Origin of the sequence: Pontibacter anaerobius, assembly GCF_026241195.1 — a bacterium.
Taxonomy (GTDB): domain Bacteria; phylum Bacteroidota; class Bacteroidia; order Cytophagales; family Hymenobacteraceae; genus Pontibacter; species Pontibacter anaerobius.
The window spans coordinates 715,438-732,452 of the sequence record NZ_JAPFQO010000001.1 but is presented as its reverse complement, the minus strand read 5'-3'; the positions used below and the strand labels follow the sequence as shown (position 1 = coordinate 732,452).

Genomic DNA, 17,015 nt, shown 5'->3' with positions numbered 1-17,015 from the left:
GTGTTTATTTAACTTTGTTTGTACTTATTTAAATTTATAGATTTAGTATAAAAGTCAGTAGTGTACACTGCATAAAAATTCTGAAGTTTTGCTAAAACAAAACCGACACCTGCGTGCGCCCGGTATGCACCGCTCCTACCCCGTTGGCTTTTCTACCATCATAGTTCAGGGAGATATTGAGGCCATTGCTCAGGCGCTGCTGCATCACCAGCGACCAAGTCATGTTGTTGCCGGGGCGCAGGGCGTTCAGAATTTCATAGCCTACATACGAGGCTTCGTCCCCATCAAAATCAATGTTCACATATTTGATGTTACCTGTGATGGTGCGCTTGCCCACCTGGCTCAGCTTCGTCTCCAGCCCCAACTCATGGAAGGTTCCCTCCTGTTCCACCTCCGTTACCTGCAACACATCCTGCTTCAGCGATAACTGGTACTTGCCGGTAAAGCGCAGCCTGGTGTTGGGCTGGTAAGCAAGCTCCGGCGACAGCTCCCGCGACTGTATCTTAAAATTCTTAGAGCTTAGGAAGTTAGATTGGTTCTCGCGCACGTTATAGCCCAGACTCAGCTGCGAGCTCAGCACCTCGTTCAGGTTCAGGCGACCTATCAGCACATGGCTAAGTATATTTCGGGTTTCGGTACCGTTTTGCAGCAGCTGCTTCTGCTCGTTTTGCTGCACGGTGTACTCCATTCCATACTTGGGGCTGCTGCGGTTAAAGTATATCGTGTGGCGCAGCTGCTTTATCAACGAGATCAAAAAAGCATCCTCCACGTCCTCACTAAATGGGTTGAACCGCTGCTCCAGGTTATTGTCGGTTGTTTTTTTGTTGATACTCACAAAACTGAGCATCGAGAAGTTGGAAAGCGTGGCCTTTATACCCGGCTCGTTGCGCCAGCTGCGCGGGGTAACAGTGGTCAGGCGGTAGGTAAAGGTGTTGGTGTAGGCATTTACGTACTCATCGGTAGGCAGGTATATTTTAAAATAGCGGCGTTGGTCCACCGTCTGCGCCTCCAGGTAATCGTTCAGGTTGTTGGGGTCGCCGCCATCGCGAAGGTAGTGCGTGCCCTGCCCCGGCAGCGTCTCCTGGAAAACATAGACACGCTTCAGCTCCCGGCCAGTGCCGGTGGCATAACTTAGCTCCGAGCGGAAAGTCCCATCCACAAAACTGCCGTTCCAATCCACCCGCGACTGTATGGTTTCCTCGTCCTTATCCTTCTGCACATCCAGTTTGCGGTATGTGGCCTGCACTGCCAATGTCTGCTCCTGGCTTATTTTAGTTTGCAGCATGGCATTATATGTCTGCCCCACCTCCAGGTTACCCATGGTGCCGTTACCCGTCGGGAACCTGTCTCTGCGGTGGCTGTAATCTATTCTATACTTGGTTTTAGTGGTGTCGCCGCTTTCGAGGTAAAACTGGTGCTGCTCAAAGTACTGCGCCGATCCCACCACAGAATCAGTGTTAAGGGCCGTGAGGCGGTTTTTGTCGAAGCTGTAAGTATAGCCGGGAGATATGTTTCCTAGTTTATACTCCACGTTCATATCGCCGCGATACCACTGCGACTCGCGCAGCGCCTCTGTACTGTTGAGCAGGAAGAACCGGTTGCGCAGTTCCAGCTTACCCAGTTTCTTCATCACATCCAGGTGGTGCTGCACGCCATCCAGTTGCTCTTCGCGGCTCCTGCGGCTGATGCGGTAGTTAAACAGATTAGCCGCATCCTGCGCAGCTCCTACCGAGAAGTTAAAAATATGATCTTCCGCCTTTTTAGTGTTCGTCAAACTCCAGTCGCGGTCAAACTCGATGGGACGGTACCGGTCTATCGGTTCAAAAAACTCGTCGGTATACTCATAGTTCAGGGTGCTGTTCAGTTTATACTTGCCCAGAAAGGCCACTGGCTTATCCTGCACCACATAGCCTACCCGCAGGCCCTTGCCGTTATCATCCCCGGCATCCAGGTCCGAAAAGCGGTTGAGGTCGTATTGGGAAGCGGCCCCTTCGGCAAAAATGCTGATGCCCTGTTGTAGTTCATAGGTACCTCCAAAGTTAACCAGCTGCTTTTTTCGGGGAGTTGGCAGCACCCGTAACGGTGCATAGCTGCCCTGCCTCCTGCCGTTTACCGGAGCCACCCATCGGTAGGCGCGTCCGTTCACGGCTCCGTTTACAACCACATAGTCGCCGTTGCCAGGGCCAACATTGGTAAAGCTCACGCTGTAGTGTGCCGAGTCGGGGTTAGTGGAGTATACATAGATGCGATCCAGGCTCTGCCCGTTATTGTAGGAGGTGTCGCGGCGGGCATAAAGTACCTGTCCCGGATCATAGGCCACACTGTCGGCGCCGGAGGAAATTGCTTGGTTCAGGCTGTCGCCTATACTTGCCAGCAGGCGTTTCTGCTCTGAGCTCAGGTTCAGGTTGAGAAGGCTGTTCGGGTTATCGCTTTCGTTGTAGTAGTTGCCGTATACTTTCAGCTTGCCCAGGTTCTGGTAGTGGTTCAGGTGGTAAATGCCCCGGCTATAGTTCTGATCCGAATACTCAAAATCTACCCGCAATCTTGAGTTCTTGGTAATGACATGCCGCGTGGTGAAAGTGATTTCAGCCTGGTTGTAGTCTATCACATAGTCATAGTCATACCCCCGCTGCAGCAGTACCCCATCCAGGAACACGCGCTCTGAATTGGCCAGCACGATGATGAACAGCTCATTATTCGGGCCGCGCAGGCGATACGGCCCCAGCACGCCCTCATGCGGTGTGATGGTTTGCGAGGCGAACTTACCTTTCGACACCGATGCTGCCACCGTCGTAACACCCTGCCGCTCTTTGTCTTTGCCCGTCACATAGCTAAAAGCACCGCCCTGCACGTTCTTGTAAAACTGCATGAAGTATGAAGGCCTGCTTTTAAGTACCACATCACCCGCTGTGAGTTGCCACAGCCTGTGCTGTAGCGTTATGTATACTTTGTCGAACTCCTGAAGCTGCTGCGTGTTGCCCTCCGGCTGAAACGGGATATTTTGGTCGGTGATAGCAGCCGTTATACTTATGTCGTCAGTCAACTTACCGTCCAACTGTAAGTTAAGGGCAGAGTTAACGAAAACATTCTGCGTGTTGCCAAACGACACTCCCCGTGATATGCTACCTGTCTTGTTCAGCCCGGGCGTACGGAAAATTTCCTCTTTGGTGCTGATGTCCTCCTGGTAAAATTTATCCCGGTTGGAGTAAAGGTCTAACTTGGCAACATCGCGTTTGAAGGCAGGCCTTGTCAGGTTCATCGGCATTACCCTAAAGCATATTAACACCGAGTCTGGCAGGGCCTGCATCGTGCCCAGCGTATCGAGCGCCACAGAGTCAGGGGCCGGAAAACGGGTAAGCTGGAACTCGTTGGAAGTATAGTTGTAGTTGTAGCTGAACTGCTCTTTTTTGGGGTGCTGCAGCGTGATGGAGCTGGGCAGCAGCGTGAGTGTGTCGAGCTGCTGCGGCATATCGGTAACTGATATCCACTTGCAGCGCCTGTTATTAAGCGGCACCTGGGCGAGCAGCGGCAGGCTCAGCAGCCACAGCAGCAACAGTATGCCCAGGCCTCTACTGCTCATCCGCCAGCGGTAACTGTATAAAGAAGGTCGTGCCTTGTCCCTCTTTGGTCTGGAACCAGATCTTTCCGCCGGCGTTTTCAATCCCGCGTTTGGCCACGGCAAGCCCTATACCCGACCCAGTATACTTTGTACTGAAGTTCGGAATAAACACCTTGCCCTGAATCTCTTTCGGAATACCGCTGCCATTGTCTCTGATCGAAATCAACACATGCCGGTTATCTTGCAGTTCCAACCGCACCTCTATATGTGGCCTGCGGCTTGTCGGCACGGCCTGTATGGCGTTCAGCAGCAGGTTATTGAAAGTACGCACCATCAGGCTCTCATCTGCTTTCACGATTACATTACCCACCGGAATATGCTTGGTAAGTATGGCCGTGGCCGGATCGTTGTGCAGGTCGGCGGCTTTGTGCAGGGCAGCGGTAACATCCATCGGCTCGGCCTTCGGCTCCGGCATGGCCGTAAAGCTGGAGAAGGAGGACGCGATGTCGTTCAGGATGTTGATCTGTGTGATAAGCGTATGCGAGATCTTCTCAATAAGCTGTTCGGTGTTCGGGCGTTTCTCGGCAATGGCCTTCTGCAGGTACTGCAGCGAAAGCTTCATCGGCGTCAGCGGGTTCTTGATCTCGTGCGCCACCTGCCTGGCCATTTCTCGCCAGGCGGCCTCCTTCTCCTGCATCGCCAGTTCCTGCTTGTTCTGTTCCAGCGTCAGCAACATCCGGTTATACTCGTTTACCAGCATGCCAATCTCATCGGCTCCCTCATAAGCCAGCATCTCGTTTTTACCCGTCAGGGAAGTACGCTTCAGTTTATCGGCCAGCATACGTAGCGGCACAGTGAGGGCACGGGAGGCAAAGAAGGTCAGCACCATAAACGTGATGAACATCACCGAGAAAATATTCATGGTGGTTGTCACCAGCTCTATCAATTTCATGTCCAGCTCCCTCTCAGAGTCAAAAAAGGGGATGCCGATGAAGCCTGCCAGTTCAGCCGGATGGTCCTCGTCGCGGAGCGGCAGGTAAATGGAGTTAAAGCTGAGGTTGCCTGCCTGCTCCTGCAGCAACACCCGTAGGGCCTGCCGCTCTGCAATGGCCGCAAAAGCCTCCGGGTTTACCAACTTAGACAGCAGCCCTGTTTCAAAAATAAGCGGCTGGCTTGTAACAAGCAGCTTTCCATTGCGGTCGTAAATATTCACATCCGCCTCGGCAATGGCGGCAATCTCCGTTATACTTCGCTGTAGTAGCCGCTGCCGCTGCAGCAACCTTCTACTCAGTTGCTGCGACAGATGCTCCTGTATGGCCTCGCCCCGCTGCTCATACATCATCATCAGGTCCTTTTTATAGGAGGCCGTAACCAAACCTGCCGTGGCTATACTTACCAACAACATGGGCAGTAGGATACCGAAATTCAGAAACAGCTGTATTTTGGTACTAAAGTTAGGGCTGAACTCGCGCAGCCTATGGCGCTGCAGCATGAGGTACAGAAGCCCGCAGCAAAGCAAGCCAGCGATAAACACCAGGAACAGGAAAGAGAAATTAGACAGCACCTCTCGCCCGCCATACTTGTCTGTGGTGATGATCAGAGTTTGGCCGTTGTTATTCCTCACACCGTAATGATGATAATCATCCTGCGGAAGCCCTTGCCTGAAAAGATCACTTTTGTTTAACAGTTCCCGGTTAAAGTTTGTAGCATAATCATACTCTCCTTCGCTGTAACGCAGCTTATTGCCGGCGTAAATGGCATAGCTCAGCCTGTCCTGCCCAAACGGCTGGTTATACTTCTGGTCTACCAGCAGCTCGGGCACCACGCTGTTTGGCAGCAGTTTCTTAAGCGTAAGCTGCAGTGCAATAGTGCCTTTGTGCACGCTACTGATCGGCACCTGTATCAGCTTCAGGTAAGTGCGGGCATTATAGCGGGTCGGGTCCTTCAGCAGGAAAAGCTCCTTGTGCTCTGTTCTGGTCTGGGGTTGATCATACAGTTGCCGGAGTTCCTGCAGCGTGGCAACTGTAGAGTCGGCGCTTTCCAGTGTTCTGCCTTGCCCGTCAAATAGCATCACGGTTATCTCATACTTATCAAAGTAGTCGCTGAGGTATTGCCGGGTAATTTTACGTTTGATAAAGGAGGCATCCACGTATGGCCCCATCATCTTCATCTGTATCAACTCGTCTGCGGCTATCTCTCCTGCCACCTGGTTGAGTTGGTATTCGCCCAGCACGTCATTATCCTGTAGTATGTTAAAGGCGAGGTTCTGCTTATAGGTCTTCAGCACGTTATGGTAATGTGCGTATTGTGCCAAAGCGCCGGTCAAGGCACTAACGATTACCACCAGGAAAAAGAGCAGATAGGTGCGATAAGCCAGGCTCACCGCATGCTGGTGCTGCGCCGCAAGTATAATAATGGCCCAGAAAACTATACCAAGAAAGGCAGTGACAAAAAGCTCGGCAGCAAAAACAGCGGTAAACAGCAGCAGCACTGCAGCGGTGCCCAGCAGCATTTTATAGGGCCAGAGCCTGCTTTCCTTACGCACCAGCATCGACACGACCGTAGCCAGTATGTAGGTGAACATGCACAGGGCCACCGTATGCACGAGCATCACGCTATACAGCACAACCTTATACTTGGTAAAGCTTAACGATTGCGACACATCCAGCACCAGGGGAGTGTTGTAGAAAATGCTGTAGTAGAACTTGAAAAGCAGCAGCAGCAAGAAAAAGAAGATAAGTATACCTCCCACCAGCACAAAGCGCCCCCTTTCCTGCGACAGGTTCAGCACCCGTGTGGCTATCCTGTTCTTCCGGAAAAGGTATATGCCAGCACCGGCCACAGTGGCAAGCAGCAGCACATTCAGCAACAGGTCTCCGGCAGACGGCGACCAGAAGGACGCGGCATACAACTTCGGATCAAAAAGCTCAACATCGGTAATGGTAAACGGCAGGTTCAGGAGCAGCAATGCCACGCGCATGGCCCCAAGCAACAGCAGGAGCGTTAAAATACCTTTGCCATACGCCTGCTTCCCGACGTAATATTGGGTTACAGCCACAGCAAAGAGTATATACAACAGCAGCCCAAGTATAAATAAGACAAACTGCAGCCTAACATAATCCGCCGTTTTGTGGGTTTCCTCAAAATTAAGCGCGAACAGAAATTGCCCATCGCGCGTGTGCACCTGGGGTAACAAAGCCTCAGGGTTAAGTATAAGCTGGAGATTTGCCTGCTGAAACACTTCCTCATCCAGTTTTGGACTGAGGTAGGCATTTTTTATGCGGTAGTCGACCTGCAGCGGTATGTATACATCCACCGTGTACCTCCTTACCTCCTGACGCACCACTACAAAGCGGCCGTACTCATTCTCGATCGCAAAGGTGCCGCTCATCTCCTTCGGCATATCCGGCTCCGGCGCAATCGTGTGGTTCGACCAAAAGACAAGATTACCAGCCCTGTAAATAAAAACAGGATACTCAGCATGCTCCAGAAGTGTAGAAAAGGAAACAGTATTATCGCTTAAACGGGAAGCCAGGCTTTCTATCTGCTTGTGCGCCTTATCTATGCAATGGTGAACACGCTCTGTTATTTGAGCTGCCTCTTTTTGATGATCATGCCGGGTGCCCTCGGAAGAAAGGACATTATAGTGCATCGCTGCCATGGTCATAAAGCACAGCAGGGAGGCAAAAAGTAAAATAAGCGGGGTGATCTTCCTGTTCAAAATAAGGCAGTTTATCTACGAATGTAAGCAAAACGCAGGATAAGCGCTAGAGTCTCAAGAATCGTGCTAAGGTTTCGTGCTTTTTAAAGCAGCTTCTTACGACAGCGACTAGGAATTACTGATTAAGAATCTGATTTAACAGAAAAAGCCTTGCAGGTAACGCGTATTACCTGCAAGGCTTTCTAGTGGTATTGTAAGTATTGGATATAAGCCTCTTAAGCTTTTGGCGCGTTTTTGCGGCTGTTTTTGTACCATAAAAACCCTACGGTTCCTATCAAAATGTAGGGTACAACCATCAGGTAAAGGATACCCATGTTCAAGCCGCTGCCCACCTCGTTGTCAGAAGCATCGCTGCCTGTACCCACGTTAGACTCTACAGTAGCACGGCACATAGCACACTGGCTATAGGCATCTGTTGAGCCAAACATAAGTATAAACGCAAGCACTACGGCCGATCCTATTTTGCTTAATTTCTGTCTCATCACTCCTTTTGCTAAAATAAAAGGTTATTCTATGTGTAATACGGCGATATCATTAAGTATACTAAAACCCCTGTAACCGCCACATAAAGCCAGGTTGGGAACGTCCACTTAGAAATACGGCGGTGACGGCTCAGTTGATTCGTAATACCAAAGTAAACCGACAAAAGCACCAAAGGCACAATTACCACAGCCAACACAATATGCGTGAGCAGGATAAAATAGTAGATGTACTTCAGAAGCCCCACTCCTCCATACACGGTGCGCTGGCCCAGAAAGTGGTAGGTCACATACGATACCAGGAAAATGGCTGACAAGCCAAAAGCCACCAACATGGCCGATCTGTGAGCCTTGGTGTTACCTCGCTTTACATTAATGTAGCCTACAATAAGCGCTATGGCAGTTAAAGAATTTAGAATGGCATGAAAACCCGGCAAGTACGACACATCAACGCCAGGAGTACCTGACTTGGGCATAAAAAAAAGAACTGCTACCACTACCGGAATCGCAACCGAGAGTACCGCAATAAGGGTAAGGAACCTGCGGTCTTTCTTGCTCGTCAGGTTATTTTCTTTTACTGTATTCATCCAGTAACACGTTAATTTCAAGTATAAGCCGGTCTACATCCTCCGGGTCCGCGCCCTCGTAAACCCCTCGAATCTTTTTTTCTTTATCCACCAGAACCAGGCGTTGACTTGGTCGCAGGTCTCCGTCTTCCTGTCTAACAGGCTCCTGAAAGCCCTCCTTAACTAAGGTCTGGATAGGCTCTTTATCTCCTGTAAGCAGGTACCATTTGCCCTCCCTAATTTGATACTCTTTTGCAAGAGCATCTAAAGTAGAAGTACTATCGGCAGCAGGACTTACTTCTACCGAAACAATCTTTACCTGTGGATTGTTCGCGAACACCTCCTGTACCCGCACTAGCTGGGAGAACACTTTCTGGCAAGAATCTGCACAGGGCAGGTTAAAAAAGCTTGCCACGTAAAGCCCTTCGCTCAGGGCTTCTGATGTTACACTTGCGCCAGTATGCGAGTTTAGTTTAAAGTATGGCAGTTGTTGAAAAACCGTATCGCCGGCAGCATTGTACACTACCCGGCCTGCATCATCTAACTTAGGATAGTATGTTTTAAGCGAGAAATGGTGCGTGCCGAAGACACTGATAAAGATAAAAATAAGAATAGGCACTAATAGTAGGAGTCCTAATATTAGTGCCTTTATAGGTTTCATCAAGAAAGTAAGCTTATTTATCAAGAAAGTAAGCTTATTTGAAGTAGTTAGTGATTGACTCGTAATAATAGCTACCTTCTGCCAACAAGGCTACCATTAGCCACACAACCAGTGCCAGCGGAATAATGATAGACCAGATCAAAGACTTTGTTTCGTGCTTTAAGTGCATGAACTCAGCCACAATGTAGAATGCCTTAAAGAGTGTCAGGATGATGAAGATGGCGTTACGAGCCGTACCTGCATCCATGGTGAAAGCGATAAGGAACTCCAGTGCTGTAAGCGCTACAAGTATACCAAACGTTTTCCAAATGGCTTTTGTCTGCGGTTTTGGAATCTCGCCTGTTTGATGAAAATCGTTCTCTGTATGATGTGCCATAATCCAGTGATATGTTTTTGATAGCTGCACCGTCTGTTGGCAGCCGGTGCAGCTATGTATTGCTGTTTTTAAATTAGATCAGATAGAAGAAGGTGAACACGAATACCCACACAAGGTCTACAAAGTGCCAGTACAGGCCAATCTTCTCAACCATCTCGTAATGACCACGCTTCTGGTAAACTCCGTTCACGGTGCTGATGAAGGCGATAAGCAACAAGATCCAACCGGTGAATACGTGCGTACCATGGAAACCTGTGATGAAGAAGAACAGGTCCGCGAACAATGGCGGGCCATACTGGTTTACTGTAAGGTTTGCACCAAATACTCTTGTGCCGTCTGCAAGCAGCATACCTTCGTCAGTACCAGTGATAAAGTGCGCCCACTCCCAAGCCTGGCAACCAAGGAAAGTTGCTCCGAAAAGGATTGTCCACAACAGCCACTTCTGAACATCGTTTTTGTCCATACGGTGCCCCGCCTCTACTGCCAGTACCATGGTAACTGAGCTAAGAATCAGGATCATCGTCATAAGGGCCACAAACGCAAGCGGCAAATCTACCCCATGAAACCCTGGGAAGGCATTAAATACTTTTTCAGGAATAGGCCACCATTCTGTAGAGAAGGTAAACGCCTCAGGTTCCCCTGTGTAAGGCATGTGGGCATGGCGCGCTAGACCGTAAACAATAAGAAAGGCACCAAAAGTAAACGCATCAGAGAGCAGGAAAAACCACATCATGAGTTTACCATAGCTCGCTTTCATTGGCTCGTTACCACCGTCCCATGTACCTGAATTAGGTGCTTCCAGCGTAGTTGAAGTAGACATAGTTTATATAATGAAAAACGTGTTTAGTGATTTATTCTTAAGAATATGTACAAATATAGCCAAAGTCCGCCTAAAAAGTGCCAGTACACTGTGCACAATTGTATCCGGAGCATGTTTTTAGAATGAACTTTATATTTCAGGCTGCTAAGCAGAACCATCAGCACAAAGACTAATCCTGTAATCAGGTGAAAACCATGTACCCCTGTAAGAACATACAGAAAAGAGCCGGAAGGGTTACTTCCTGTACCTCCAAAGTATATATTGTTCTGCACAAGGTCAGCCCATCCGTACCACTGCCCTATCAAGAAAGCTATACCCAGGCCTAAGGTCACCATCAGCATCAACTTCAGTCTGCCAAGGCTGTTCTGCTTAGCCGAGTTGTAGGCCAGCTGCATCGATACGGAGCTAAACGCTATGATCACTGTGTTAATAAGAAGAATGTTCGGCAGATCAAATTCAAGCCAGTTTCCTTCTTCCCTTCTTACGATGTACGCGCTCGTAAAAGCTGCAAACATCATAATAATACTAATAATAATCAACCACAACGAAAACTTTAAAGGGTGTACCCCGCTGCGGCTACTTTGTTCTTCTATTGGAAAATTAGCCATGGCTACTCCTAAATTTTATCTAACACAAAGGCTATCTGCACAATCGGCAGATATAAAAATGAGCCAAACATGATACTCATGGCAGCCTTTTTGGAGCAGGTGCGCATCAGGTAAAACGTCTGGGCCAGAAACAACACACCACAAACAACGGCAATCATGGCCGAAGTAACTCCTGTCATACCGAATTGGAGCGGCAGCAGGCTCATCGGAATAAGCACCAGCGTATAGCTCATAATCTGGATGGCCGTCTTCAGGTTCTTTCCCCCAGACATAGGCAACATTTTAAAGCCAGCTTTCTTATAGTCATCATCCAGTACCCAGGCGATAGCCCAGAAATGCGGGAACTGCCAGAAAAACTGAATGCCGAACAGGATAATTGCCTCTATTTCGATAGCGCCGGTTGCGGCTACCCAGCCAATCAACGGAGGCATTGCTCCTGGAATGGCTCCCACAAATACACAGATCGGGCTAATGCGTTTCAGAGGCGTATATATGAACCCATAAAGCACCAGCGATAAAAGCGAAAGTGCGGCTGCAAGGGGGTTAAAGTATAAACTAAGCAGAGCGGTGCCTGCTACAGCAAGAAACACACAATAAACAGCAGCCTCTGTTACAGTTACCCTTCCTGTAGGAAGCGGCCGCTTGGCGGTCCGTTTCATATGCTTGTCCAGATCCTTCTCAAGTATCTGGTTAATGATATTGGCAGCACCTGTAACCATCATGCCGCCCAGCATCACCATGGCAATATCATACCACCTGGCGTTTGGGTAACCAAGTATAAAGCCAATAGCACTAGAAAAAGCAACAGTTAAACTTAAGCGAAACTTTAATAGCTGAAAATATGCTGTTACCTTATTAGCCATGGTAGAAACGTGCAGTAGTGTCTCAGAATTTCCTGTGTACATTAGTTATGAACTACTACTTGCGGTAAATGTGCCTTGCGAGAGGCATAATAATAAACGATCAACAGCTGAAACTGTACCCCAAATAACAACGCAGCAATTGTAAGGTGCAGCGGTTGTAATACCGGAGGTATGGCAAAATAAGCCATCACAATCCCGATCACTATCTCTGCCGCAACCAGCACCATCATTACGTTTGTCAGTACTGTTAATTGCCTTTTCCGTAACTTATAAAGCAGAAGGGCCACATAAATGTGCAAGGCCAGCAAAAGTATAGAAAACGATCTATGGATGTAAAAGCTCGCCCCTAAATTATCAACCCAATTCTCTCTTTCTGCGCCTCCCATGGAGAAAGAGATGATATCTACTTCCTCCCGCACCTGTGTTCCTAACAGTATCTGCCCGAAAGTTAACAAAGACAGGGCCCACAAAAGCAAGTTGAGTTTTGAGGAGAAGCTGTTTTCAGGTGTGATCTTATTTTGATTAGCACGTGCCACTGCATACTGTAGCATTGCTACAATTACTAGTGCCAATGCCATATGTATGGTTATCGTTACAGGGAGTAAATTAGTAGAGACCACAATAGAGCCTAACCACCCCTGGAACCCAACCAGCAGAAAGCTACCTAAAGCAAGGTAAAAAACTGTTTTATCCTCCTTCAGATAAGGCACTGCATACACTACCGTCAGGAAAATAAATATACCAATCAATACACCTACAAGCCGGTTAACATACTCAATCCAGGTTTTAGTAACGTTAAACTCCGTTTCTATATACTGGCTTGGATGAGAGAAAATAGCAGCTGACACTTCTTCAAATCCCAGCTTGTCCAGAAAGCCTGCAAGCTTCTGGTTCTTTTCTATACGCTTCTGTTTGTATACCTCTAGGTAATCCTCCGGAAGTTGGTTGACATCTGTCGGAGGAACCCAACTGCCGAAACACTTTGGCCAGTCTGGGCACCCCATTCCTGAACCTGTGCTCCTGACGATTCCTCCGACTAATATCAGGAAGTAAACAGCAAACACTGTTACTACTCCTATATTTCTAAATCTTTTATACTGAAAAGATTTGATAGCCATTAACAAACTTTATTCAAAGTCTTTCTCGTTCGGCAGGTTTGAAGACTGCGTTTGTGAGAAAGGTACTGTTTGTGGAATGTAATCTTCAGCAGAGCCAGGCTTGCTGTAGTCATATGGCCATCTGTAAACAGTTGGTATCTCACCTGGCCAGTTACCATGCCCAGGAAGTACTGGTGTAGTCCACTCTAGTGTGTTTGAGTGCCATGGGTTCTCTGTTGCTCTTCTTCCACGGAAAATGCTGTAGATGAAGTTAAACAGGAAGATAAACTGAGCAGTAAAGCCTAAGATAGCAGCAATACTGATGAAAGTGTTCATATCGGTGAAGATGTTGAACGCCTCAAAACCGGTCCAGTTGTAGTATCTTCTAGGGAAACCTGCAATACCGATATAGTGCATTGGCATGAACACCAGGTATACAGAGATAAATGTAAACCAGAAGTGTACGAAGCCAAGCTTCTCGTCCATCATGCGGCCAAACATCTTAGGGAACCAGTGGTACACACCGCAGAACATACCGAAGAAAGCAGCTGCACCCATTACAAGGTGGAAGTGCGCCACAACAAAGTATGTATCGTGCAGCTGAATGTCCAACGCCGAGTTACCAAGTATAATACCTGTTAAACCACCAGAGATAAACAGGGATACGAAACCAATGGCAAACATCATGGCAGCCGTGAAGCGGATGTTACCTCTCCAAAGCGTAGCAAGCCAGTTAAACACCTTCACCGCAGATGGAACCGCAATGATCAACGTCAGGAACATGAACACGGAGCCCAGGAACGGGTTCATACCCGTAACGAACATGTGGTGCGCCCATACTACGAAAGACAGAACCGAGATACCGAATAGTGAACCGATCATGGCACGGTAGCCGAAGATAGGCTTACGTGAGTTAGTAGCAATTACTTCCGAAACCAGACCCATTGCCGGCATAATCACGATGTATACTTCCGGGTGACCCAGGAACCAGAAAAGGTGCTGGAAAAGAATCGCGCTACCGCCAGTGTTTGTCAGGGCCTGTCCCGCGATGTAGATGTCAGACAGGAAGAAGCTAGTACCGAAGCTACGGTCAAAAATCAGCAGAAGAGCTGCAGAGAACAGAACCGGGAAAGCCAACAGACCAAGAATGGCAGTCAATAAGAAGGCCCAGATTGTCAATGGCAGTTTTGTCATTGACATACCCTTAGTACGCAGGTTTATTACAGTAGAAATGTAGTTTACGCCACCAAGGAGCTGCGACACGATGAACAACGCCATGGAGATCAACCACATCGTCATACCGTCACCTGAACCTTGGATTGCTTCCGGGAGGGCGCTTAGTGGAGGGTAAACAGTCCATCCACCAGCAGCAGGCCCTGTTTCCAGGAACAATGAGAAGAACATGATAACGCTGGAAATAAAGAAAATCCAGAAGGAAAGCATGTTCATGAAGCCTGAAGCCATATCTCTGGCACCAACCTGCAGCGGAATAAGGAAGTTACTGAACGTACCGCTCAGACCAGCTGTAAGAACGAAGAATACCATGATGGTACCATGCATCGTTACCAGGGCCAGGTAGAACTCCGGGTTCAGCTTACCGTTTTCAACCCATCCTCCCAGGATTGGCTCCAAGAAAGAGAATGTTGCCTCAGGCCAACCAAGCTGCAGACGGAACAGGACAGACAAAAAGCCACCTACAAACGCCCAGAAAATACCCATGAAAAGGAACTGCTTTGCAATTACTTTATGGTCGAGGCTGAAAACATACTTCTCAAAAAAATTCTGATCGTGATGATGATCGTGCTCCTCATGAGCGTGATGTACATCCCTGTTAATCGAAATATCTGTACTAGACATAGTCATTAGTAATTTAAATGCTATAACTCAGTTTTAACTTCTTCAGCCTTCTCCCCCGAATGTGCGTCCGCTACAAGTACTTCAGATGATTCAGTCTGAAATTTAGCCAGTACTTGAGGGTTCTGCTCTACAAACGGAGTCTGTTCTGCCAACCATGCTTCATACTCCTCTGGCTCATCTACCACCACAATGAAACGCATGGCAAAGTGACCGCGTCCGCAAATTTCTGTACAAGCTAGCTCATACTTGAAGTCCGGGTTGCCAGTTTCGTTGGCCATTTCGTTCGTGGTCTTTGTCGGCACGAACCAAAATTTTGTCGGCATACCTGGTACAGCATCCATCTTTAAACGGAAGTGCGGCATGAAAACACTGTGGATTACATCTCTGGAGCGGATCTTTAACAGCACCGGCTTTCCTTTCGGAACGTGAATTTCACGTGGCATGAAGTCATCCTGCGCCTGTGGGTCGCTGAAGTCAACACCCATTTCGTTAGTGGCATCAATCAGGGTATGCTTGGCTACACCCAGTTTACCATCTGCACCTGGGTAACGCACCATCCAATTAAATTGCTTGCCCATTACCTCGATCACAACAGCATCCTCAGGGGCAGCGCTCGTGATCTTAGTCCAGGTCTTCCAGCCACCGAATACTAACACAGCCATTACAACAGCAGGGATCATCGTCCAGATAATCTCCAGTTTGTTGTTGTGTGGGTAGTAGTAGGCACGCTTGTCGTCTTTGTGCTGGTACTTGTAAGAGTAAAAGAACAGCAAGACCTGCGTAATGACAAACACAATACCGATGATGACCATAGTAGTCCAGAACAGGTTATCTGTCCACTCACCGTGTAGCGAGCCCAACGGCTGGTTCATGTCGTCCCAGGCATCAGCAAATGACCAGGCAAATGCCGCTCCTCCTACTACCAGGAAAAGAAGAAGCAGCGTACCGTTAACACGGTTGCTTATTTTAGTTGTACCGGCTGCACGCTCCGAAGAACCTCGGAAGATAGACGTAAGCGTTCCGATCCTGAAAAGCAGGAACAGGATAACCAGTAATAGAAGTATGGATAAACCAATGGCGATCGTAATCATTATATAACGCTTTTAGTAAAGTCTCTAAACATGATGGTGAACACTCTCCTCCAGGAACGGGTGGTTCACTGGCACCAGGGAAGTTTTTGTCAATCCTTTAGTAAAGGTTAGCAGGAACACACCCAGGAAAATAAGAGCCGTGCCAATTTCAATGAATCCTAAACCAGCATCTGTACGCAGCGTTCCTGGCATCATCATCAGGTAGAAGTCAAACCAGTGACCGATCAGGATCGCGATTGTTACGATCTTCAGCATGATCATCTGACGCTTCGCATCTCTTGTCATCAGAACAAGGAATGGTAACACAAAGTTTACTACCAGGTTCATAAAGAAAATCCAGGCGAAGTGGCCTTCATTACCGCCAAGGCGCTCAATAAAATAGATTGATTCTTCTGGGATGTTAGCATACCAGTACAGAAGGAACTGCGAGAACCAGATATAGGTCCAGAAAATAGAGAACGCAAACACAAACTTACCTAAATCATGCAGGTGGTTTGAGTTTACCATTTTCAGGTAGCCATTCTGCTTCAGGATGATGACAGTAAGTGTGATAGCGGCAAGGCCAGATACCCACCAGCTAGCGAATACATACCAACCGAACATGGTAGAGAACCAGTGCGTGTCGATGGACAGTACCCAGTCCCAAGCTGAAGTAGAGGAAGTGATACCAAAAATCACAAGGAAGATTGCTGAAATACGGATGCTCTTGTGATAGTAATTAGTACCACCGTTCAAGTCCTCGTTCATAGACTCTTTTCTCAACCACATGGAGAAACCAATCCATAAAGCGAAGTAGATGATCATACGGATCACGAAGAACCAGAAGTTCAGGTATCCGGATTTACCCGCAATGATCGGGTCGTACTCAGGATGATTTACATCATAAAGATATTCATGGGTCCAGTGGAAAATGTCATGGCCTCCGAAAAGGAATACCAGCAGCATTACCACACCGCCAACTGGCAGGTAGTAGTTCAGAGCCATAGGAATTCTCTTGATCAATACTGACCAGCCCGCGTAGGCTACGTACTGAACGGCTACGAAAAACGTACCGATCAGAGCTATACCTGTAAAGTATACGTTGTTAAGCCATAGGTTCACGAACAAACGCTTTGTCCATGAAGCAGCTTCATGACCTGCAGCAGCGGCCTCACCGTGGCCACCTTCTGCATGATGCTCTGCTCCCCCGCCTGCGGCCATAAAAATGATACCTGCTATAAGTAGAACTACACCTACAGCTATCATTAAGAAAAACTTGTTGTTCGTTTTTCTGGAAATGATGAGTCTTTCTTCTGTCATTACCCTTATTTATTATGC

The 17,015-nt window shown here is 48.1% G+C and carries 13 protein-coding genes; all 13 read right to left on the bottom strand.

The genetic code is table 11. The annotated features are described in order from the left end of the window. Nucleotides 1-91: 91 nt before the first annotated feature. The 13 genes from OO017_RS03285 to OO017_RS03225 all read right to left on the bottom strand — a co-directional run bounded on the left by OO017_RS03285 (nt 92) and on the right by OO017_RS03225 (nt 16,997). Nucleotides 92-3,580 (bottom strand): DUF8818 domain-containing protein, encoded by a 3,489-nt coding sequence (locus OO017_RS03285; RefSeq protein WP_266051001.1) that lies wholly within the window; start codon nt 3,578-3,580, stop codon nt 92-94. After that, nucleotides 3,570-7,280, bottom strand: a complete 3,711-nt coding sequence (locus OO017_RS03280; protein WP_266051000.1) for a sensor histidine kinase — start codon at nt 7,278-7,280, stop codon at nt 3,570-3,572. Before OO017_RS03280 ends, OO017_RS03285 begins: the two co-directional genes overlap by 11 nt. A gap of 215 nt (nt 7,281-7,495) precedes the next feature. Beyond that, a complete protein-coding gene (locus tag OO017_RS03275) occupies nt 7,496-7,762 on the bottom strand; it encodes a hypothetical protein (protein ID WP_266050999.1) in 267 nt (88 codons plus the stop codon). A gap of 29 nt (nt 7,763-7,791) precedes the next feature. Continuing rightward, the gene (locus OO017_RS03270; RefSeq protein ID WP_266050998.1) at nt 7,792-8,346 is read right to left on the bottom strand and encodes a DUF420 domain-containing protein; all 555 of its coding nucleotides are present in this window, start codon (nt 8,344-8,346) and stop codon (nt 7,792-7,794) included. Continuing rightward, entirely contained in the window at nt 8,324-8,944 is a 621-nt protein-coding gene (locus OO017_RS03265; protein ID WP_266050997.1) for an SCO family protein, read from the bottom strand. The genes OO017_RS03270 and OO017_RS03265 overlap by 23 nt, the downstream gene beginning before the upstream one ends. 76 nt (nt 8,945-9,020) lie before the next feature. Continuing rightward, on the bottom strand, nt 9,021-9,362 hold the full coding sequence (locus OO017_RS03260; protein ID WP_266050996.1) for a cytochrome C oxidase subunit IV family protein: 342 nt from the start codon (nt 9,360-9,362) through the stop codon (nt 9,021-9,023). 73 nt (nt 9,363-9,435) lie between these two features. Beyond that, a complete protein-coding gene (locus OO017_RS03255; RefSeq protein WP_266050995.1) occupies nt 9,436-10,182 on the bottom strand; it encodes a cytochrome c oxidase subunit 3 in 747 nt (248 codons plus the stop codon). Between the two features lie 23 nt (nt 10,183-10,205). Beyond that, nucleotides 10,206-10,790, bottom strand: a complete 585-nt coding sequence (locus OO017_RS03250) for a cytochrome c oxidase subunit 3 (RefSeq protein WP_266050994.1) — start codon at nt 10,788-10,790, stop codon at nt 10,206-10,208. A gap of 8 nt (nt 10,791-10,798) precedes the next feature. Beyond that, the gene (gene cyoE, locus OO017_RS03245; protein WP_266050993.1) at nt 10,799-11,695 is read right to left on the bottom strand and encodes a heme o synthase; all 897 of its coding nucleotides are present in this window, start codon (nt 11,693-11,695) and stop codon (nt 10,799-10,801) included. Further along, nucleotides 11,695-12,771, bottom strand: coding sequence for a COX15/CtaA family protein (locus tag OO017_RS03240; RefSeq protein WP_266050992.1), 1,077 nt, complete (start codon nt 12,769-12,771; stop codon nt 11,695-11,697). Before OO017_RS03240 ends, cyoE begins: the two co-directional genes overlap by 1 nt. 9 nt (nt 12,772-12,780) lie before the next feature. Further along, the gene (locus OO017_RS03235) at nt 12,781-14,607 is read right to left on the bottom strand and encodes a cytochrome c oxidase subunit I (protein ID WP_266050991.1); all 1,827 of its coding nucleotides are present in this window, start codon (nt 14,605-14,607) and stop codon (nt 12,781-12,783) included. 20 nt (nt 14,608-14,627) lie between these two features. Then, nucleotides 14,628-15,698, bottom strand: coding sequence for a cytochrome c oxidase subunit II (locus OO017_RS03230; RefSeq protein ID WP_266050990.1), 1,071 nt, complete (start codon nt 15,696-15,698; stop codon nt 14,628-14,630). 24 nt (nt 15,699-15,722) lie between these two features. Further along, the gene (locus OO017_RS03225; protein WP_266050989.1) at nt 15,723-16,997 is read right to left on the bottom strand and encodes a quinol:cytochrome C oxidoreductase; all 1,275 of its coding nucleotides are present in this window, start codon (nt 16,995-16,997) and stop codon (nt 15,723-15,725) included. Nucleotides 16,998-17,015 lie beyond the last annotated feature (18 nt).

What these genes read in the sequence shown, in the direction of transcription:
- OO017_RS03235 (WP_266050991.1), bottom strand. Translation starts at nt 14,607, where the DNA reads ATGTCTAGTACAGATATTTCGATTAACAGGGATGTACATCACGCTCAT.
- OO017_RS03240 (WP_266050992.1), bottom strand. Translation starts at nt 12,771, where the DNA reads ATGGCTATCAAATCTTTTCAGTATAAAAGATTTAGAAATATAGGAGTA.
- OO017_RS03270 (WP_266050998.1), bottom strand. Translation starts at nt 8,346, where the DNA reads ATGAATACAGTAAAAGAAAATAACCTGACGAGCAAGAAAGACCGCAGG.
- OO017_RS03230 (WP_266050990.1), bottom strand. Translation starts at nt 15,698, where the DNA reads ATGATTACGATCGCCATTGGTTTATCCATACTTCTATTACTGGTTATC.
- cyoE (WP_266050993.1), bottom strand. Translation starts at nt 11,695, where the DNA reads ATGTACACAGGAAATTCTGAGACACTACTGCACGTTTCTACCATGGCT.
- OO017_RS03250 (WP_266050994.1), bottom strand. Translation starts at nt 10,790, where the DNA reads ATGGCTAATTTTCCAATAGAAGAACAAAGTAGCCGCAGCGGGGTACAC.
- OO017_RS03255 (WP_266050995.1), bottom strand. Translation starts at nt 10,182, where the DNA reads ATGTCTACTTCAACTACGCTGGAAGCACCTAATTCAGGTACATGGGAC.
- OO017_RS03225 (WP_266050989.1), bottom strand. Translation starts at nt 16,997, where the DNA reads ATGACAGAAGAAAGACTCATCATTTCCAGAAAAACGAACAACAAGTTT.
- OO017_RS03275 (WP_266050999.1), bottom strand. Translation starts at nt 7,762, where the DNA reads ATGAGACAGAAATTAAGCAAAATAGGATCGGCCGTAGTGCTTGCGTTT.
- OO017_RS03260 (WP_266050996.1), bottom strand. Translation starts at nt 9,362, where the DNA reads ATGGCACATCATACAGAGAACGATTTTCATCAAACAGGCGAGATTCCA.
- OO017_RS03285 (WP_266051001.1), bottom strand. Translation starts at nt 3,580, where the DNA reads ATGAGCAGTAGAGGCCTGGGCATACTGTTGCTGCTGTGGCTGCTGAGC.